Source organism: Chitinophaga lutea (assembly GCF_003813775.1).
Lineage (GTDB): Bacteria > Bacteroidota > Bacteroidia > Chitinophagales > Chitinophagaceae > Chitinophaga > Chitinophaga lutea.
In genome coordinates this window covers 495,229-516,495 of the sequence record NZ_RPDH01000001.1, presented here as the reverse complement: position 1 = coordinate 516,495, position 21,267 = coordinate 495,229, and the positions used below count along the sequence as shown (strand labels likewise).

The 21,267-nt window shown below is 55.2% G+C and carries 12 protein-coding genes; 5 read left to right on the top strand and 7 right to left on the bottom strand.

Features of this window, described 5'->3' with window-relative positions:
* Window positions 1–26: 26 nt before the first annotated feature.
* The 3 genes from EGT74_RS02005 to EGT74_RS01995 all read left to right on the top strand — a co-directional run bounded on the left by EGT74_RS02005 (window position 27) and on the right by EGT74_RS01995 (window position 9,138).
* On the top strand, window positions 27–3,101 hold the full coding sequence (locus EGT74_RS02005) for a SusC/RagA family TonB-linked outer membrane protein (protein WP_158617962.1): 3,075 nt from the start codon (window positions 27–29) through the stop codon (window positions 3,099–3,101).
* 22 nt (window positions 3,102–3,123) lie between these two features.
* A complete protein-coding gene (locus tag EGT74_RS02000; RefSeq protein ID WP_123844863.1) occupies window positions 3,124–4,842 on the top strand; it encodes a RagB/SusD family nutrient uptake outer membrane protein in 1,719 nt (572 codons plus the stop codon).
* Window positions 4,843–5,112: 270 nt separating this feature from the next.
* Entirely contained in the window at window positions 5,113–9,138 is a 4,026-nt protein-coding gene (locus tag EGT74_RS01995; protein WP_123844862.1) for a hybrid sensor histidine kinase/response regulator transcription factor, read from the top strand.
* Between the two features lie 400 nt (window positions 9,139–9,538).
* On the opposite strand, the gene EGT74_RS01990 is transcribed toward EGT74_RS01995, so the two are convergent.
* The 6 genes from EGT74_RS01990 to EGT74_RS01965 form a co-directional block, all read right to left on the bottom strand.
* A complete protein-coding gene (locus EGT74_RS01990) occupies window positions 9,539–10,321 on the bottom strand; it encodes an endonuclease/exonuclease/phosphatase family protein (protein ID WP_123844861.1) in 783 nt (260 codons plus the stop codon).
* Between the two features lie 85 nt (window positions 10,322–10,406).
* The gene (locus EGT74_RS01985) at window positions 10,407–11,291 is read right to left on the bottom strand and encodes an alkaline phosphatase (protein ID WP_123844860.1); all 885 of its coding nucleotides are present in this window, start codon (window positions 11,289–11,291) and stop codon (window positions 10,407–10,409) included.
* A 535-nt stretch (window positions 11,292–11,826) separates the two neighbouring features.
* Complete coding sequence (locus EGT74_RS01980) at window positions 11,827–12,591, bottom strand: copper homeostasis protein CutC (protein WP_123844859.1); 765 nt, start codon at window positions 12,589–12,591, stop codon at window positions 11,827–11,829.
* 51 nt (window positions 12,592–12,642) lie between these two features.
* The gene (locus EGT74_RS01975) at window positions 12,643–13,692 is read right to left on the bottom strand and encodes a N(4)-(beta-N-acetylglucosaminyl)-L-asparaginase (protein WP_123844858.1); all 1,050 of its coding nucleotides are present in this window, start codon (window positions 13,690–13,692) and stop codon (window positions 12,643–12,645) included.
* A gap of 89 nt (window positions 13,693–13,781) precedes the next feature.
* Window positions 13,782–14,747, bottom strand: coding sequence for an ROK family protein (locus tag EGT74_RS01970; RefSeq protein ID WP_123844857.1), 966 nt, complete (start codon window positions 14,745–14,747; stop codon window positions 13,782–13,784).
* Window positions 14,719–16,350 carry an MFS transporter gene (locus EGT74_RS01965; RefSeq protein ID WP_123844856.1) on the bottom strand — a complete coding sequence of 544 codons (1,632 nt, stop codon included), beginning with the start codon at window positions 16,348–16,350 and terminating at the stop codon, window positions 14,719–14,721. Before EGT74_RS01965 ends, EGT74_RS01970 begins: the two co-directional genes overlap by 29 nt.
* 188 nt (window positions 16,351–16,538) lie before the next feature.
* Between EGT74_RS01965 and EGT74_RS01960 the strand changes: the two genes are divergently transcribed.
* Together EGT74_RS01960 and galK are read left to right on the top strand one after the other, a co-directional pair.
* Window positions 16,539–17,870, top strand: a complete 1,332-nt coding sequence (locus tag EGT74_RS01960) for a sugar MFS transporter (protein ID WP_123844855.1) — start codon at window positions 16,539–16,541, stop codon at window positions 17,868–17,870.
* A gap of 545 nt (window positions 17,871–18,415) precedes the next feature.
* Window positions 18,416–19,567 carry a galactokinase gene (galK, locus tag EGT74_RS01955; RefSeq protein ID WP_123844854.1) on the top strand — a complete coding sequence of 384 codons (1,152 nt, stop codon included), beginning with the start codon at window positions 18,416–18,418 and terminating at the stop codon, window positions 19,565–19,567.
* Window positions 19,568–19,753: 186 nt separating this feature from the next.
* Here galK and EGT74_RS01950 read toward each other — a convergent pair whose 3' ends face one another.
* Complete coding sequence (locus tag EGT74_RS01950; RefSeq protein ID WP_181954724.1) at window positions 19,754–21,151, bottom strand: Gfo/Idh/MocA family protein; 1,398 nt, start codon at window positions 21,149–21,151, stop codon at window positions 19,754–19,756.
* Window positions 21,152–21,267: the final 116 nt, after the last annotated feature.

Here is a 21,267-nt window from a genome sequence, read left to right as displayed (position 1 = left end):
ATTATTGCAAAAGATTAAAGTCTTTCATGATGAAAAGTATTCTGGCAACTTTTATATGTCTTACCTGCCTGGTTGTTCCGGCGCTTGCCCAGCGCACCGTGACCGGAACCGTCAGAACGGAAGACCAGCCGCTGTTCAACGTCAACATCGTTGAAAAGGGCGTTCCTACCAACGGCACTACCAGCGACGGCGACGGCAAATTCAGCCTGAAGCTGAAGGGCGGCAGCAACACCGTCATCTTTACGATGATCGGGTTTATGCGCAAGGAAGTGAACGTAAGCGGCAACGGGCCCTTTGATATTAAAATGGAAGTGGATGCCAAGGGTGTGGAAGAAGTGGTGGTAGTGGGATACGGCAAACAGAAAAAGATCACCAACACCGGTGCCGTAACGTCCATCACCGGCGAGGCCATCCGGCAAACGCCTTCCCCCAACATCGCCAATACCCTGATGGGCCGCCTGCCCGGTTACATCTCGCAGCAGCGTGGTGGCCGCCCGGGCGCGGAAGGAACGGAGTTCTTTATCCGCGGTATTTCCTCGTATGCAAGCGCGGGCACGCCGCTGATCATCGTGGATGATATCGAACTGGGCGCCGGTGCGCTGTCGCTCCTCGATCCCAACGAGATCGAAACGCTCAGCATCCTGAAAGATGCGAGCACCACGGCCATCTACGGCGTAAAAGGCGCCAACGGCGTAATCGTGATCACCACCCGCCGCGGCAAGATCGGGCCTCCCCGCATCGCCTTCCGCTCCGAAACCGGTATGCAGCGGCCCACCCGCTCCAAACAGTACCTCGGCGCATACGAGAGCGCATTGCTCACCAACGAAGCGATGAAGAACGACAACGTAACGCCGCGCTTCACGGACATTGATCTGCAAAAATTCAAAGACGGCTCCGACCCGTACGGCCACCCGGATATCGACTGGTATAAAACACTCACAAGGCCCATGGCCATGCAGTTCAGGAATAACCTCGACGTGTCTGGCGGGCTCGATTTCCTCAACTATTTTATTTCCGTGGGATACCTTTACCAGAACGGCATCCTGAAAGATTTTTCGGAAGGCAACGGCTTCAACAGCAACTATTATCACCGCCGGTATAACTTCCGATCCAACCTCGACATTACGGCCACCAAGAGCCTCAATTTCCGGCTCGACCTGTCGGGCATCATGGGCGAAACCAACAGCCCCAACGTGCCCGGCCCCTTTGGCAATAACAACGTGTTTTTCGAGATGAACGGCTACAATCACCTGCCGCCGTTCGCTTACCCGGTGTATAACCCGGACGGCAGCTACGGCTTCATCCTCAACAACGTCAGGGACAACATCAACAACATCGTGGGCAGGCTGGCGCTGGACGGTTACAACCGCAGCTTTTCCAACGACATCAATATCAACCTCACCGGCAACCAGGACCTCGCGGTGATCACCAAAGGGTTGTCTGCCCGCGTGGTGGTGGCGTACTCGAACAACTACAATTTTTCAAGGAGTTTGACGCGCACCACTTTCCCGTCGTTCCAGTTCAACCCGGCCGACAGTACTTATACGCCGCGTGATCCGAACATCTACCGCATCCAGAAGCTGGGGCTCGGATATTCGCCGCTGGCGGGCCTGGGCAAACGCCTGAACCTGCAGGCGCAGATCAACTACGACCGTACGTTCGGAAAAGACCACCGTATTTACGGCCTCGTGATGGGCGCGCAAACCACCAGCATTTCCGTGAACACGAGCACCGGCTCAGAACTGGTGCCCTCCAACTTCCGGGGTTTCACCGGCAGGCTGGGATATAACTTCCGGCAGAAGTACATGTTCGAGTTCAACGGCGCTTACAACGGTTCCGACCGTTTCGCCGCCGGCAAGCGGTTCGGATTCTTCCCGGCCTTTTCGGCCGGGTGGAACGTGGCTGAAGAGCCTTTCTTCGCCAACGCGCTGCCCGTCTTCTCGCTGTTCAAATTCCGTGGCTCTTACGGGTTTACGGGTGTAGACGGTGTGGGCAGCAACAGCTACATTTACGATTATGTATTCCAGCGTAATAACAGCTACTCATTCGGCGAATCGCACAACACCTTCAGCGGCATCCGCGAAGGCACGCTGGGCAACCCCAACGTGACCTGGGAAAAAGAAAAACAGTGGAACATTGCGGCGGAGTTTACGATGCTGAAAGGAAAAATCTCCGGTTCGTTCGACCTCTTCAACCGCTATCGTTACGACATCCTTTCCGAGCGGAGCATACCCGCCATGTTCGGCCAGGATGTGCCGGTGGTGAACCTCGGCCGTGTGCGTAACAAAGGTTTCGAAGCAGACCTGACCTACCAGAACACTTATGGTAAATTCGGCCTGCGCGTCAACGCCAACGTATCGCATGCCAAAAACAAGGTGCTGTTCCGCGACGAAGAACAGCCGCGCTATCCCGGCCTGGCCCTCACCGGCCACCCCATCGGGAGCATCGTGGGCTACCGGTTCGACGGGTTCTATCAAAGCGATGAAGACATCCAGAAAAGCGCCAAGCCCAACGGCTCGCTGCCGCGCCCGGGCGACCTGAAATATAAAGACCTCAACGGCGATAATGTGATCGATGCGTTCGACCGTGAAGTGATCGGCAATCCCAACCTGCCCAACACCATCGGCGGCCTCAACATCGGGCTGACCTACAAAGGCATCAGCCTCAATATGGGCTTCCAGGGCGCTGCGTTCTTCAACCTGCGCGCGATGGCGGAAGCGATCGATCCCTTCTCGTCCAACCTGCAACCCATCCACCGCAACCGCTGGACGCCGGAAACAAAAAACACGGCCACATTCCCGAGCCTGCACTATTCCACGCTGCTGACCAACAGCTCACGTGATTACCCGTCAGACTTCTGGTTCGTACGGGGCGATTACCTGCGCCTCCGTACCGTGGAACTGGGTTACGACCTGCCCGCTTCGCTGATGCGCGCCATCCGTTTGAAGAGCGTGAAAGTATATGCCAACGGCTTCAACCTGCTCACCTGGTCGAAGGCGTTCGAGAAATACCAGATGGACCCGGAGATTGTTTCAGGCGGAACAGGGGAGCATTATCCGCAGCAAAAAGTATTCAACGTCGGGATCCAGGTTGGGTTCTGATAAAAACATTAAGCGATCAGTTATGAAAAAGATATTGTTATTCTTCGCGTTCGCCGGCGTGTTTGCGGTAAGCCAGCAGTCCTGCTCCAAAACGGAGGACTTCCTGGATAAAAAACAGACCAGCGACCTCACGGAAGAAACGGTTTTTGCGGACAGCGCCCGCACGATGGATTACCTCACCAACATCTACATGCCGGCCGGTTTCGGTATGCAGACCGTTGGTACGTCCGGCACCAATGTATGGCCCTACACCAGCGAGATGTGCGATGAAGCCCAGTCGCGGTGGACGGGTTCCCATAACATGTGGGTGCGTTTGATTGCCGGCGGCATCAGCGCCATCAACGGTCCTACGCCTCCCGTGTGGAACGGTTGTTACACCAATGTGCGCAAGGTGAACCTGTTGTTCAAGAACCTCGACAGGTCGCCGTTATCACCCGGCCTGAAAGCCAGGGTGAAAGCCGAAGCGCGTTTCCTGCGCGCCTGGTATTACGCCGAACTGGTGCGCCACGTAGGCGGCGTGCCCCTGATGAAAGACACGCTGTTCGGCCTGACGGACAAACCCGACATTGCGCGGAGCACGTTTGAAGAATGTGTCAACTACATCAATTCCGAGCTCGACCTCGCCGCGGCCGATCTGCCGGTAGAACAACTCGGCTCCGATTACGGCAGGGTTACGAAAGGCGCCTGCCTGGCCCTCAAAGCCCGGGTGCTGCTCTATGCCGCCAGCCCGCTGTTTAACGGAACGGACATGACCACCGACGAAGAACTGAAAAAGCTGGTCGGTTACCCCGTTGCCGACGCGAACCGCTGGGTACTGGCCAGGGAAGCGGCCAAGAAAGTGATCGACATGAACGCCTATTCGCTGTACCTCGATAACACCACCGCGCCCGGTTTCGGTTTTTACCGCGTGTTTCTCATGCGCCGGAACCCGGAATACATCTTTGCCCTCATGCGTGCCAGCAACCGCGATGTGGAAGGCCTGCTGTTCCCGCCCTCCCGTGGCGGCAGCTATGAGTATTTCCCCACACAGGCTACGGTAGACGCATTCGGGATGAAGAACGGGAAAGGCATCCGGGAAGCAGGGTCCGGCTTCGATGAAAAAAATCCTTACCTCAACAGGGACCCGCGCTTCGAATATTCCATCATTTACAACGGCTCCATGATGTACCTCGGCAGCGCCGGCGGCAAAAGGCCGGTGTTCACGCATACCGGCGCCGGTGTGGACTATCAGACCGCGTTTACATTCACCGGTTATTACTGCCGGAAAATGGCCGAAGACAACACCTCCGGTAACACCGAAAGATGTTTCCCGCTGATGCGGTATGCCGAAGTGCTGCTCAACTATGCGGAGGCCTGCAACGAAACCGGCGAAACGACCACCGCCATCGATCAGATCATCCGCCTGCGTGAAAGGGCGGGAATTCAGCCCGGCGCGGACGGCCGCTATGGCATCAAAGCCGGTATTACCCAGGCGGAAGCACGGGACCTGATCCGCAATGAGCGGAAAGTGGAACTGGCTTTCGAGCACCACCGCTTCTTTGATGTGCGCCGCTGGAAACGGGGCGAGCAGGAATTCAACCGCGACCCGGGCGGGGTGAAGATCGTTCCATCCGGTACTACTTATACCTATACGTATATTCAAACCAGGCCGCATGCTTTTTTCAAAGCCATGTACCTGATGCCGATACCGCAGTCGGAAATCGGCCGGGCGCCGAGTGTAAAACAAAATCCCGGCTGGTAACGGACTGTAGAAATAGCTGCACATAGTGCATGCGATTATTGATACATGACGCGATTCAGTGAACAGGAATGCTGTTTCTACAGCATTTACTTTGGCGAAGGTACTGCTGCAGACGCAGGGCCTTCGCCAAAGCCTTTCCTGAAAGCAGAAGCCGCTTTTTCACGTACCTTTGGGCATCGGGAGGAGGCGCGGGAAGCGCCGGACCAAAATCGGGCATTATATCGGCCATACTGAAATTATCAGGGAGACAGTACTATAATCTACATCGGGGTGTTGCAACAACGTATTTTTCTTTTCATCTTTTTGGTGCTGACGGTGGGCAGAAGCCACGGCCAGCAGGTGTCGTTCAGCCGCCTGACGGTAGACCAGGGGCTGGTGGATAACAGCGTGCTCGTGATTACGCAGGACGATGCCGGTTTTATCTGGATGGGGACCAAGAACGGGCTCAGCCGCTACGACGGTGTGCGTTTCAAAACCTACCAGGCTGATCCGAAAGACAGTTTTACGATCAATTCCAACCAGATCAGCGCGCTGTATTGTGACTCCCGCAAAACGTTGTGGGTGGGCACCGACAAAGGCCTGAACCGCTACGATCCCAACACCGGCGGGTTTGTACGGGTGCCGTTGCCCGATCACCAGCCCGTGTTCGTGCATTGTGTATTCGAAGACAGCCGGCACGACCTCTGGTTCGGTACGCGGCGCGGATTGTTCAGGATGGAAAAAGGTGACCCGCGAAAGATCACGCAGGTGGAGATGAAATCCGAAACTGATTCCACAGGCAGGTCTGTGCTTGATCTTTGCGAAGACAAACAGGGCGGCCTGTGGGCCGGTACCTGGAACGGGCTGGCGCGGCTGCAGCGTTACAACGGCGGCTTCAAAACCACGGTATTCAAACATCATCCCGACAACCCGGCCAGCCTCAGCGCCAACCAGGTGCGGGCCGTTGCCGTTGACCACGACGGGAGGATTTGGGTGGGCACTTTTACACAGGGGCTCAACCGCTACGATCCCCGGACCGGTAAATTTGAGCGTATCACCACCGATGGCCGCAAGCCGTTCAGTGTGGTGCATGGCGCGATCCGCGAGCTGATCGTGGACCGGGCCGGCATGCTCTGGGCCGGTACGCAGGATGGCCTTTCCCGCATCGATCCCGCCACCGGGGCAACGGCCGTCATGCGGCACAGCACCGACGACCCCGGCAGCCTCAGCCAGAATTCCGTATACAGCATTTTTGAAGATAAAAACGGTTCCCTATGGGCCGGCACCTACTTCGGCGGCGTCAACATCGCTTACGCCTACAAAACGGCCTGGGGTATCCTGCAAAGCCATGAGCACCGGCCGGGACTGAATAACAACGTAGTGAGCTGCATCGTGGAAAGTAAAGACAAACGCGGCTGGTGGATAGGTACCGAAGGCGGCGGGCTTAATTACGTAGACCGTAGTACCGGCGCCTGGAAGGTATTCCGCCACGCGCCGGATGTGCCCGGTACGCTGGGCTCCAATCTCATCAAAAATGTGATGACCGACAGCAAAGGCAATATGTGGGTGCTGACGAGCCGCGGCGGATTGAACCTTTATAACGAGCGCACGGGCCGCTTCCGGCGGTATGATTTTGGCGCCACGGAGGCCGTTACGCTCGAAACGATCGCCCTCGCCGAAGACAGCACCGGCTGCTACTGGCTGGCCAGCAGCTGGGGCCTGATGATATTCCGGATGCGGGGCGATTCGATGGAACGCCCGCCGGTGACCGCTTACGAAACAGGAAAGAAGATCAACGTTTTTACCAGTACGGTGATGAAAGACAGTCGCGGCACCATCTGGATCGGCAGCGACGCCGGCCTCTACCGTGAAAGAGACGGCAAGGTATGGAAGGTCAGCGGTGAACATAGCATCAGCGCCATTCATGAAGATGCCGAAGGCAACATCTGGGCCGGCGAATCCAACAGGGGACTGCTGAAATATGAGCCCGCCCAGCAGCATACGCAGCGTTTCGGCACGAAAGAAGGCCTGCCGGCCAACATCAACATCCTCAGCATACGGGCCGACGATCAGGGTTATCTCTGGCTCGCTACGCAGAAGGGGCTGGTGAAATTCCATCCCGAGAAAAAAGAAAGCCGGCATTACACCACCGCCGACGGCCTGCCCGGTAACGAGTTCAATCCCGGTGCGGCGATGAGGGACAGCAAAGGCACCCTCGCTTTCGGCGGCACAAACGGCCTCGTTTATTTCGAGCCGGGGCAGGTGGAAACCAATACCTACAAGGCGCCGGTGGCGTTCACGGGCCTGCGGCTCTTTAACCGTCCCGTCCATGTAGGCCAGCGGAACGGGCTGCTTAAAAAAGATATCGCCCTCACCAAAACGCTCGTTTTCAAACATTCCCAGAACGTATTCACCATAGAGTTTGCTCTCCTGAACTTCGTGAAGAGCAGCAAGAACCTGTACCGCTACAAGCTGGAAGGGTTCGATGAAAACTGGAACGAAGTGAGCACGCCGTCCGCCACGTACATGAACCTGGCATCCGGGCGGTACCGGTTCCTGGTAAAAGGCGCCAACAACGACGGCATCTGGGGACAGCCTTCCGTGATCGACATCCGCATTCTGCCGCCGCTGTGGCTCACCTGGTGGGCGTATTGTTTGTACGCGATGGTGGTGCTGGCGGTGATCTTTCTGGTGTCGCGCTTCATCATCCTGCGCACCTTGCTGAAGAAGGAGGACGAACTGCATAAAGTGAAGCTGAACTTCTTCACTAACGTATCGCACGAAATACGCACGCACCTGACCCTGATCATGACGCCCATCGAACGGCTCTTTTACGCCAAACAAACAGACGAACATACGCGCATGCAACTGGGCACGGTGAAGCAACACGCGTCGCGCCTGCTGAAGCTGGTGAGCGAGCTGATGGACTTCAGGAAAGCGGAAACGCAGCACCTCAAACTGGAAGTGGCGGAGCATGACCTGATCGCATTTCTGCAGGGCATCTACGAATCGTTCCGCGAGCTGTCGCTGGCCAAGAATATCGCCATATCTTTTTCGCATAAGGAGGCGGCACTGCCGTTGTATTTCGACCAGGAGCAGATGGAAAAAGTATTTTTTAACCTGCTCGTCAATGCATTCAAGTTTACGCCTGAAGGCGGGCGCATTGCCGTTACCGTGCTGAAAGGCAGGCAGGAAGTGACGGTGCAGGTGTCTGACAACGGCCGGGGTATTGCGGAAGAATACCACGACAAACTGTTCACCAATTTTTTCCAGGTAGACGATCACGGTTTGCAGAACACCGGCTACGGCATTGGCCTGGCGCTGGCGCGGCATATCGTGGAACTGCACAACGGGAAGATACTCGTGCAAAGCGAACCGGCTAAGAACGGGCAGGAGGGACGCACTACGTTCTCCGTTACCCTGCTCGCCGGCACCGCGCACTTCGATCAGCATGCGCGGCTGCGGCGCCCCTTGCAGGCCGTTCCCGCTGCAACCGCCGGTAACGGCAGCCCGGCGGCCCAGGGTACACTGGAGAACGAAAAACGATTTACCCTGCTGGTGGCCGACGATAACCAGGACCTGCGGGAACAGGTGGCCGACATGTTTGCCGACCGTTATAATATATTGCAGGCGCCCGACGGAGAAGCGGCCTGGAAAACCGCCACCACGCAGATTCCTGACCTGATCATCAGCGATGTGATGATGCCGGGAACAGATGGTTTCGAACTGACCAACCGCCTCAAATCCGACGAACGCACCAGCCACATTCCCGTTATCCTGCTCACGGCCAAAAGCGCGCAGGCCGACCAGGTGAGCGGCCTGGGGAAAGGAGCGGATGTATATATCACAAAACCCTTTTCCACCGAAGTGCTGCAGCTGCAGGTGCGCAACCTGCTGGCCGCGCGCGAGCGCATCCGCCGCATCCTGCACCGGCAGATCACCAGCGTGACGCCGGAGAAAATAGATTTTACGGACAGCCAGGACCAGGCGTTCCTTGAAAAAATGCATGCTGTGGTGGAAGAACATATCGACAATTCCGACTTCGATGTGGAAACACTGGCCAAAAACCTCGGCATGAGCCCGCCGGTGCTGTATAAAAAGGTGAAAGCCGTGGCGGGCATGTCCGTCAACGATTTCGTGAAAACCTACCGCTTGAAAAGGGCCGCGCAAATGCTGGAGAAGGGCGGGTTTACCGTGTATGAAGTGGCGTATTCCGTTGGATTCGCCAACCGGCGTTATTTCAGCCAGGAATTCAAAAAACAATTCGGGAAAACGCCAAGGGAATTCGCCGGAGGGAAGGAAGAGGAGGAAGAATAAAAGCGCTCTCTAAAGGAGAGCTTTCATGAGATATTCATATCTCAGTTCAATGGAGAAGAAAGTTCGCTTTGGCGGGGAGTTTTCTTCAGTGACTTTTACTTCATTTTAAGTAAAAAGGCGTCTTCTTTTCAGGAGAGCTTTCATCAGATATTTTTATCTCAGTTCAGAGGAGAAAAAGTTCGCTTTTCGGAGAGTTTGTCTCCAGTGATTTTTACTTCATTTCAAAGAGAAAGAATTTTCCTTTTCAGGAGAACTTTCATCAGTTATGTTTTGTCACTTGAGAGAAGAAGAGAGGCCTGTTTTGCAGGAACGCACTTCATCAGTTATTTTTTACTTCAACCTTCAATGCAATAAAAAAGCTCCCCTTCACAGGAGAGCTTTCCGTCAATATTTTTTCACCTCACTTCAGCAACAATTCACAGAGCACCGGCCGGTGATCGGAGGCGACCGTTTCTTCAATCACTTTTGCAGACATCACATGCCATTGCGCTTTGTTGTGCAGCAGGATGTAATCCAGCTTGTGTGTCGGTTTGTCCGCCGGCCAGGTAGGCCCCAGTTTTTCCGTTGCGTCCGTGAAGATGTGCTTCAGTACGCCGATTTCTTTGGCGGCGGGCGGTGCGTTCATATCGCCCGCAACAATCACCGGTGCGGTTGGTTGTGCAAAGTGTTTCGCCAGGATGTTGGCTTGCGCCACGCGGTCTGCGCCATCGTCGAGGTGATCGAGGTGTGCGCTGGCGAAATGCAGCTGGAGGCTGTCGCCCGGCAGCTTCACCGTTACCACGGCCGCCGTGCGGGGCTCGCTGCCTGCACCTGAAGCCGGCAGCTCAATGCTGTAGCTTTTTTCGATGGGGTAGCGGGATAAAATACCGTTCCCGTAACCGCCGCCCTCGAGGTTGAGGGCCTTCCCGAAATAAATGTACATCCCCGTGGCTTCCGCCAGTTGTTTCAGCTGGTCGGCTTTTTTTACGCGCGTGGTGGCGCTGTCTACTTCCTGCAACGCCACCAGGTCGGGATTGGTAGCGAGGATAACGGTGGCGATGCCCTGGATGTCGAGCACGCCGTTGTTATTGACACCGTGATGGATATTGTAACTGAGCACCCTGATCACCTGTCCCTGTACCTGCGCCACCACCGGTAAAGCGCCGGTGAGCAGCAGGATGGATACTGAAATAAATCGCAGCATAAACTATCGGATTATATAGATAAAGGTTTATTTCATTGGTCATGTTACAAGTATCGTGCCCTCACCCGTATAATCCGCATGCCGGTTACCGGGCGAACGCTTCTTTCACAGGCCTGCCCGTCCATACACGGGGCGTTTTCAATCCAAAGATATAGGCAATTGTGGCAGCGGTATCGTATGTCACGATACTTTCTTTTATTTCATTGTTCTTTTTGATGCCTTTTCCGCGCACGACCCAGGGAATCTGCATTTCCACCATGGTTTTACCGCCGTGGCCCTTGTTGATGCCGCCGTGGTCGGAGGAAAGGACGATCACACTGTTTTCCCACATACCGGCGTCTTTGACTGCCTGCAGGATCTGTCCCAAAAGGATATCGTTTTTCCGTACCTGTTCGTAATATTCGGGAATGTCGTGGCCGATGCCATGCCCCACGCCATCCGGCTGGTCGAAGTGGATGAACAGGAAGTCCGGTTTCTTTGCTTTGATATAGTTCACTGCCGCCTCCGTGGTGGCGGTATCGTTCGGGCACGGTTGGTCTTTATTCACCGCTTTTTTCGGGAACAGGTAACCGATGCCGTCCCAGCTGTAGATCACGCCTACTTCCGCGGAAGGGCGCTGTTCGCGCAGGAGGGTGAACACGGAAGGGAACAGGCCGTACTGGTCGAGCTCCCGCGACGGCAGCTCCGGTTTCTGGCTGCCCCATTCGGTGAACCCGTGCAGTTCCGGACCCGCGCCCATGGTCATCGACGCCCAGTTTACGGCGCTGGAGGAGGGCAGCACGCTGCGGGCCTGCAGCGACCAGGAACCGTCGGCCATGAGCTGTTTCATGTTCGGGTTGTCGGCCTTCTGCATCGCATATGCACCCAGGCCGTCCATGCCGATGAGGATGACGTGTTTGACGCCTTTTACCTGCGCCTGCAGCGCCATACAGCCCGTCAGTAAAAATGCAAGTAATCCTGCTTTTCTCATGTCTGATCTAATTTAGAAAATTATTTAATGTGTAAGGACGTACAGCACGCCCCAGTTATCCAGTGTGGATAAAAGTAGTAAATATATACTATACCTTGTTTAGTATTACTAATAATTTAATGAAATATTCATCAGCGGATGTAACCGCAGATAAATGGCGATGCTTATCTGGCGGGATTTGAACCGGGAAAGGCGCAAACAGATAAGGCGCTGCATGGAATGCTCCGCAACGCCATTACCTTTTTGTGAAGATTCTCTTGCCTGGGCTTCGTTCCCCGACCTGCGGCCGCCGTCAACAAATAAGGCATGGCGCGGGGTGCCCTGCGGCGCCTGTGAAGGTTGTATTGTCTGGGCTTCGTTCCCTGCTCCGCGGAACCCGTCATTAAATAAGGCATTGCCGGGAATGCCCTACAGAGCCTTTATCTTTTTGTGAAGATTGTATTGCCTGGGTTCTGATCCGCTGGCGGCGGAAACCAGCAACGAATAAGGCATTGCACGGAACGCCCGGCAATGCCTTATTCGTTTTGTGAAGATGTTATTGCCCGTTGGTGAGCGCCTTTTCCGCTTCTTCCCTGATCAGTTTCACCTGTGCGGCCTGCGTAACGGCGATGCCGTATTCCGGCACGCCGGGAATGCCGCCCATGCTTACGGCGGGGTTACGGAACACCATGCGGCTGTCTGTATAATCTTTTGCGGTGGTATGGTATTCGGCGGCATGGGTAGCAGTTGCCAGTGCGCCCACGTTGTTGGCGCGCACGCCGGATCCCGCCATGATGGCGATTCTGCCACCGGCTTTTTCCACCAGCTGTGCGATGAGGGATGCGCCTTCCGGTGCGGTGTTGCGCTGGCCGGACGTGAGTATCCGCTCGCAGCCCGTTTCAATCACGTCTTCAAGTGCCTGGAAAGGATCGTCGGTCATATCGAAAGCGCGGTGGAAGGTAACGCCCATGGGCCATGCCAGTTCCACCAGTGCGCGGGTGCGCGGTTTGTCCACTTTCCCTTCCGCCGTCAGCAGGCCGATCACCACCCCGTCGCAGCCCAGTTCCTTGCAGAGCTGGATGTCCTTTTGCATGATGGCGAATTCCAGGTCGTCGTACAGGAAATCGCCGCCACGCGGCCGGATGATGGGGTAGAGGGCGATCTTTACTTTTTCACGGGCGAGCGCAATGGTGGCATAGCTCGGCGTGGTGCCGCCTTCCAGCAGGTTGTCGCATAATTCTATACGGTCGGCGCCTCCTTCCTGTGCTGCGATGCACGAAGCCAGTGAGGCGGCGCATATTTCCAGTGTGATCTTTTCCATCGTCGTCTTTCCGTTGCCGGCCGGCACAAGTATCACCGGCCGCCGTTGCTGCTAAAAATAATGTTTACCCTGTATGAGTTGTTCCTGGTTGTCGGCGGTGGCTACGGCATAGCTGAAACCTTTCTGGAGACAGAAAGCGCCATGCTCGCCTTTTTTGTTGAGGGCCAGGAAACCGATCTGAATTTCTTTCGCCTTGGCGGGTTTTTTCTTCACGATCCGCATCACCGCTTCCTTGCAGGCGGCTTCGGGAGAATATCCCTGGCGCATCAGTTCCACCACGAGGAAGCTGCCCACCACGCGTATCACTTCTTCCCCCACACCGGTTGCGGTAGCGGCGCCTACTTCGTTATCCACGTACAGGCCCGCGCCGATGATTGGCGAATCGCCCACCCGGCCGTGCAGTTTGAAGGCCATGCCGCTGGTGGTGCAGGCGCCGGATAAATTGCCGGCCGCGTCCAGGGCGATCATGCCGATGGTATCGTGGTTGTATTGGTTACCGGGGAGCCGCAGCGGGTTAAAGGCCGTGGTGCCTTTGCCGTCGCCCTGGTACGATTTGTTTTCGATGTTGATCACGGGTTTGTATTCCGCTTTTTTCAGCCATTCTTTCCAGGCTTTTTCCGATTCCGGCGTGAGCAGGTTCTCTTTCTTAAACCCGTTCTCCAGCGCGAACTGCAAGGCGCCATCGCCCACCAGCATTACGTGCGGCGTTTTTTCCATCACCTTGCGCGCCACGGAAATGGGATGCACGATGTGCTCGAGCGCAGCCACGGAACCGCAGTTGCCCAGCTCGTCCATAATGCAGGCGTCGAGCGTTACACGGCCGTCGCGGTCGGGGAAACCGCCGTAGCCCACCGTCTGGTTGCTGGGGTCGGATTCCGGCACATGTACGCCGTTTTCCACCGCATCCAGTGCACGGCCGCCTTTTTTCAATACTTCCCAGGCTGCTTTGTTGGCGGCCACACCAAAGTCCCAGGTGCTTACCACAATGGGCTTGCGGACTTTGCCCTTAGTTTTGCTCTGCGCTGCGGCGGGAATGCCGTCTATCGAAAGGGCAGCGGCGCCCAGCGCGGCAGTTTTGAGAAAATTGCGTCTGCTGTTCATTGTTCACGTTTGCTTGATTCAAAAAAGAATGTCAATTACAAATGAACGAACATTTCATCACTTGTAATTGACATTCCGGGTAGTTTTTTCTAGTCCTTCATTTCCCAGGCCAGGGCGCTGGCGCCGAGGATGGCCGCATCGCTTTCCTTGAGTTCGGAAAACACGAGCTTCACTTTGTTCTGGAAGATGGGGAGGAGGTTCTTTTCCATATGGTGGCGGACCGGGCGCATGATGAGGTCGCCCGCCTGTGTGAGGCCGCCGAACAGTACGATGGCTTCGGGGCTGGAGAACATCACGAAGTTCGCCAGTGCTTCACCGAGCACCTTACCGGTATATTCATAAATTTCGAGGGCCAGTTTGTCGCCTTTGATCGCCGCTTCATAGATCATTTTGGAATCTATTTCTTCACGGGTGTGGTTGCGCAGCATGCTTTCCTCGTTGGGCCGGGCTTCAAGCAGTTCCAGCGCGGTGCTGGCAACGCCCGTGGCGGAGGCATACGATTCGAGCGAGCCGTGTGCGCCGGTGCCGGGGTGCAGGCGGCCGCCGGGTATCACGATCACGTGCCCGAGTTCACCCGCAAATCCGTCGTGCCCGTAAATGAGCTGGCCGTTGGCAACGATGCCGCTGCCCACGCCGGTGCCGAGGGTGATGGTGATGAAATCTTTCATGCCGCGCGCGGAGCCGTAGGTCATTTCACCGATGGCCGCCGCATTGGCGTCGTTCGTTAATACGGTCGGGAGATTAAAGAGGTCCTGCAGCATATTAGCCAAAGGCACAATGCCTTTCCAGCGCAGGTTGGGCGCATATTCAATGTTGCCGGTATAATAATTACCGTTGGGCGCACCCACGCCTATTCCCTTGATGTTTTCGATGCCTCCCACCTGCTCGATCAGCTTCGATAAACGCTGATGCAGCTCGGCCAGGAACATGGTTACTTCTTCGTGAGCTTTGGTTGACATCCGGTCCTGGCATAAGATATTACCACGACGGTCTACAATTCCAAATTTAGTGTTGGTCCCCCCAATATCAATGCCCACCGCTAATTGCTGACTCATAGTCGATTCCCTGAGATTTTAAGATTGATTTAACGCGTATTGCAAAAAATGCTAAGTATGCAAAACAGATTACCGGTACAATATACGAATGATGTGCGCCAATTTCAGGGATATCTACCAAACCGCCCTGTAATGGCGGAACGAGCGCGCCGCCGAGGATCATCATCACGAGGAAAGAAGCGCCCTGGCCGGTGTATTTGCCGAGCCCGGCGATAGACAGTGAAAAGATACAGGGCCACATCACGGAGCAGAAAAGACCGCCGCTGATGAAGGCGAAGGTGGCTACCTGGCCCTCGGTGAACAGACCGATGAGCATGGCCGCAACGCCCATGATACCGAAGGTCATGAGGGTTTTGGCGGGTTTATCCTGGCCGTAGAAGAAGCCGAGTATCTGGATGGCCACACAGATCGCGAAGGGATACAGCTGGCTGATGTCGTTGCCTTTTAAATGATTCACGCCGAGGATCACGCCGTAGGCCACAAAGGGCACGATCACGGAGAGTACCTGGCGGGTGCCTTTGCTGAGGTTGAACACGCTGATGGCGCCCGTCCACCGGCCGATCATCAGACCGCCCCAGAAGATGGCGATGTAGGGGCTGAGCTGTGATTCGTTGAGACCTTCCATGGTGAGGAAGCCGGGTTTTTTCAGGAGCTCGCCCAGGTTGCTGGACACGCTCACTTCCACGCCCACGTAAACGAAGATGGCGATCATGCCCATGATGAGCTGCGGGTATTTCATGGCGCCCCAGCCGTTGCCGTCGTTGCGGGAAGCGATCTGCGCGTAGAAAAGAATGCAGAGGATGCCCACGATGCCGGCAATGAAGAAAGGCAATGGTTTTTCCACGATGATACCGATCAGGATGAGCACGAACATCACGGTGATGCCCAGCAGGGTGTAGGTGGCTTTGGACGATGCTTCAAAGTGATCGTCTTCCGTGCCCTTCGGCATTTTGGTGGCCGCGAATATACCGGCGGCGAGCAGGAAGAGCGCTACCAGGGATATATATAATACGTTGATTTTGCTGATGTCCGTATCACCCACCGCCGCTGCGTCCTGCGCGGTGCCGAAGAGCAACAGGCTCACGATGAGGGGGCCGATGGTGGTACCGAAGGAGTTTACGCCGCCGGCGAGGTTGAGGCGGTGCGCCCCGGTAGCCGGGTCGCCCAGCAGGATGGCGAACGGGTTGGCCGCCGTTTGCTGCAGGGAGAAACCGAGGGCCACGATGAAATAAGCGCCGAGGATCAGGTAGAAGGCGCTGGTTTTATCTTCCATGCCCAGCCCGATGTTCACCGCGCCGATAGTGGCCGCGGCGCCCACACCTGAAATGATCAGGCCGTATATAATACCTTTTTTGAAACCGATGCGATTGAGGATGTCCACGCCCTTGAAGGCGGATAACAGGTACAATACCAGCGAGCCCACGAAGTAGGCGCCGTAAAAGGCGAAGTCTACCAGCTGCGACTGAATCTGTGTAAGATCGAAATGGGCTTTGCAAAAGGGGATGAGAATGCTGTTGGATGCAGCCACAAACCCCCAGAAGAAGAATACCAGGACGAGTACAAAAAACGAGGGATGCGTACCTTGTTTACTTTGCGTGGACATAAATACCTTTGTTATATTTTGGTAAAATAGGCTTTAAATGTAGAATAATTTTTTTGACAAACAGGCAAAAATGGCAAGAATTAGCCTATTTTTTTTAATTGCTTAATCGTTTTAGCTAATATATTTATGAAAATCAAGAATTGTTCATTAAGTTCGTGGCATTCTTGAACAATCAACTTACGCAGCTAATGACTAGTAAAACCGCTACTCTGGCTCCTCCGCAGGAAGGAGGGTATAAGCAGGCCATGATCATTATCGGGGGCTTATTCTTTGTTTTCGGGTTTGTGACCTGGCTGAACGGCGCCCTGATTCCCTTTTTGCAGATTGCCTGCGAGCTGACCGTTTCCCAGGCGCTGATGGTTACCATGGCCTTTTATATGGCCTATTTTTTCCTGTCCATTCCTTCTTCCTTCATCCTGAACAAAACAGGGTTCAAGAACGGGATGGCGCTGGGCCTGGCCGTGATGGCCGTGGGCTCGCTCATCTTTATCCCGGCTGCGAACGCCCGTAACTACGGCATGTTCCTGACCGGCCTGTTTGTGCAGGGCGCAGGCCTTTCGCTGCTGCAAACCGCATCCAACCCGTATATCAGCATCGTAGGGCCTATCGAAAGCGCGGCCAAACGCATCAGCATCATGGGTATCTGTAATAAAGTAGCCGGCGCGCTCAGTCCGCTCATTCTCAGCGCCATCGTACTGAAAAACGCCAGCGCGCTGGAAGAACAGATCAAAACGGCAACGGATGCCACGCTGAAGGCCCAGTTGCTCGACGACCTGGCCGGCCGCGTAATCCCTCCCTATATTGTAATGGCATTCGTGCTGCTGATCCTTGCATTTTTCCTGAAACGCTCTTCCCTCCCGGAAATCAATACAGACGGGGACGATAGCGCATCCGCAGCAGGCGCTCCCGCCCGTAGCAGCGTGTTCGCTTATCCCTACCTGCTGCTCGGCGTACTGTGCATCTTCATGTACGTGGGTGTGGAAGTGATGGCCGGCGACGTGATCGGCACTTACGGCAAATCACTCGGCATGAGCCTCGATAAAACAAAATACTTCACTTCCTTCACGCTCATCGCGATGCTGGTAGGATATGTGATCGGTATCGCCACGATTCCCAAAATCATCAGCCAGGACATGGGCCTGCGTATTTCCGCCATCATGGGCGTGATATTCACCCTCGGCGCTTATTTCACGGACGGCAACATGGCGGTTACTTTCATCGCCCTGCTCGGTCTCGCGAATGCCCTCATGTGGCCCGCCATCTTCCCGCTGGCGATCGAAGGCCTGGGTAAATACACCAAAATTGGATCCGCTTTCCTGATCATGGGTATCGCCGGCGGAGCCATCCTGCCACAGATCTATGCGGGACTGTTCGAAAAAGAAGCGATGTTCAGCTCGATCTTCTACAGCGAAGGCGTTGACTTCCGTCATGCATTCCTGTATTGCATGGTGCCCTGCTATGTATACATTCTTTTCTTTGCCCTGTTCGGTCATAAAGTCGGTAAGGCAAAGGCCAAATAAAACAACGATACAAACGATAATTTACACAAAGCAAAGGGCTGGCCGGTGAGGCCGGCCCTTTTTAATGCGATCATTGGCCGTACCCGGAAATATTTAATTCTCTTACTAACAGTATTTTACACTGTAGGATTTCTGTTATATAGCATAAAATATTGTGAAAAGTGGGCTGAAACATGCTCCCACAAAGGATTTATATCGTGGAACGTTACCCATACGCCACCCTTTAGCCATCTTTTAGCCACCTATACGTTACCTCCTATAGGGGTAACGTATCCGTATCGCAAGGGTATCCCAACCCTATCGGGACGCTATCGTCCCAATTTTGACCAGGTTTTATAACTAATTGAAAATGTTTTGTTTGTGCAAAAATGCGAGTCCTGCTGCTTGTTGATGCCGGTTGTCGGATCTCCCGGAAGAAACCACACTTAACGCTTTATATCCTGCAGCGGGTCAACAGGGCCCCGTTTGCAGCTAACTAAAATTTCCCCGCACCAGTAAAAAAGTAATCCTTTTTCCTATTTTTAGGTGTAAAACGTACGCTTTAAATGATTGAACAAGTAAAGGCTAAATTCCACCAGCTGTTCGGCAAAGAACCCATCATGGTCAGTTCGCCGGGCAGGATCAACCTCATCGGTGAACACACGGACTATAACGAAGGATTTGTGTTGCCGGCGGCGATCGATAAAAGAATCATCTACGCCATCGCGCTGAACGGCACCGATACCTGCAATACCTATGCGCTCTTCAACAACGAAATGGCTTCTTTTTCCATTCACGACATCCGGCCGGGTGGCGACTGGGTGAACTACCTGAAAGGCGTGGTGTACCAGCTGCAACAACTGGGGCTGACGGTAAAGGGATTCGATTGCGTGGTGCATGGCGATATTCCCATCGGCGCGGGCCTGAGCAGCTCGGCGGCGGTGGAAGGCGGCCTGGCCGTTGGGCTGGACCACCTGCTGGGCTTTCAGCTCAGCCGGATGCAGATGGCCAAAGTAGGCCAGCTGGCGGAGCATAATTTCCCCGGCGTGAAATGCGGGATCATGGACCAGTTCGCGAACCTGCACGGGCAAAAAGACCGGGTGATGCTGCTCGACTGCCGCAGCCTCGAATACCAGTATTTCCCCTTCGAATTTTCGAAAACGTACAAGATCGTGCTCGTCAATTCCATGGTGCATCATTCCCTCGCATCGTCCGAGTACAACGTGCGCCGCGCGCAATGCGAGGAAGGGGTGGAGATATTGAAACGTTTCTTCCCCGGCATCACCAGCCTGCGCGGCGTAACGGCGGCCCAGGTGGATCAGCATAAAAGTTCGCTGCCGGATAAAGTATACGACCGCTGCCGTTTTGTGACGCAGGAAAACGAACGGGTACAGCAGGCCTGCACCCGCCTGCAGAACAACGAACTGGCGGAAGCGGGCCGCCTCATGTATGCCTCGCACGATGGCCTCAGCAGGCTCTATGAAGTAAGCTGCCCGGAACTGGACTTCCTGGCCAACCTTGCCAAAAAACGCCCGGAAGTGGCGGGCGCGCGCATGATGGGCGGCGGCTTCGGCGGCTGTACCATCAACCTCGTGAAAATCGATCAGGTGGATGAGTTCGCTTCGTTTGTGCAGGGCCGTTATAAAGACCAGTACGGCGTACTGCCGGATGTGTATGTAACATCTATCGAAGACGGGACGAAGGTGATCGCCGGTTAAGATACCACACTGGAAAAGGGTTGTATCACTTGAATGACTGCTGTCTCCTTCAAAAGGGAGGCGTCAAAAATAAAAGAAGGTGCCGGGGATCGCCTGCATGACTACCGGTCTTCATCGGGTACCCGAATAAAAAGGGGCTGTATCACGCTTTTGATACAGCCCCTTTTGTATGTTGATATGACCGGATTAATATTCGCCGTCGAGCGCAAAGTTGGGCTTGCGGTTGATCCAGCGGCCGCGGGTGAAGTCCGGGATGTACTGCGTGGATCCGCCTTCCAGCACAGACTGTTCGCTGAGCGGGGTGATGGCGTACCAGGTTGCGAGGTCGTACACGTCCATCTGGTAATCGGTGCCGCGTTTGATGCTTTCGATGAAGGAATTGATCACGAACCAGTCCATACCGCCATGGCCGGCGCCGGAAGCGTCGTTCGCATATTTTTTCCAGAGCGGGTGATCGTATTTGCCCATGTAGCTGTTGGCATCATTGGGGTCGCCGGCTTTTTCCCAGGTGTGCGCCTTGCTTTTGCCTTCGATGTGGATCGAATCAAAATCGTCCATCCATAAACCGTTCGTGCCCTGTACGCGGAAGTTCAGCGAGTAGGGGCGGGGCAGGTTCGTGTCGTGCGACAGCAGGATGGTTTCGCCGTTGTTGGTTTTGATGAGCGTGCTCACGATGTCGCCGAGCTTGAATTCCACTTTCGCGTTCGGGTGGTTAGGCCCGCCCTGCGGATGGTCTACGATATATTTATGCAGACCGCGCGCCTTGGTGGCTACCGAGGTGAGCGACAGCAGGCGGTTGCCGCGGTTGACGTTGATCATGTTGTTTACCGGGCCGAGGCCGTGCGTGGGGTAGAGATCGCCGTTGCGGTGCACGGAATGGTTGGTGCGCCATTTGGCTTCAGACAACCCTTTTTCGCCGAATTCAACGCCGCCGCCGTAAAGCTGCTTGCCGTCGTTGAACTTCACCGCACGGAGGTCGTGCTGGTACCCACCCTGCAGGTGCACCAGTTCGCCGAACAGGCCCTGGCGTACCATGTTGAGCACGGCCAGCACATCGCGGCGGTAGTTCACGTTTTCCATGCCGAACAACGGCACGCCGGTGGCTTCGGAGGTGTTCACCAGCTCCCAGCACTCCTGGATGTCTGCCGCGCCGCAAACCTCTACAGCCGGGGTTTTGCCGGCCTTCATGGCGGCTACGGCCTGTATTGTATGCCATTCCCAGGGAGTGGCGATGATCACGGCGTCAATATCGCTGCGCTTGAGCAGGTTCAGGTAATCGTGCGGGCCGTTGGTGTATTCGGCCACTTTCCTTTTTGCACCGTAGTGCTCCTGTATCATTTTACGGCACTGCGGGATGGTGAAAGCAACATCCGGATCCGCGATGGCGATCACATCAACGTCCTTTCTGCGCAGGCAGAGGTCCAGGTGATTGAGCCCACGCGCGCCAACGCCGATGAGGCCTACTCTTACTTTGTCTTTCTTTTGTGCGGCGAAAAGCCGGGCCGGCGAATTCATCAGGGAAATGCCTACACCCGCTGCCACACTGTTCCTCAGGAACGTTCTGCGGTGCAAATGCTTATTCATATATAAAGAGTCTTGTGGATTTAGACAGCTTTAAATGTAGGCTATTCCTGCCTTCTGTTGTTATCAACCTCCACGAATTGTGACATTTTTGTGATAGACGGCTTTCGGGCCGTCAT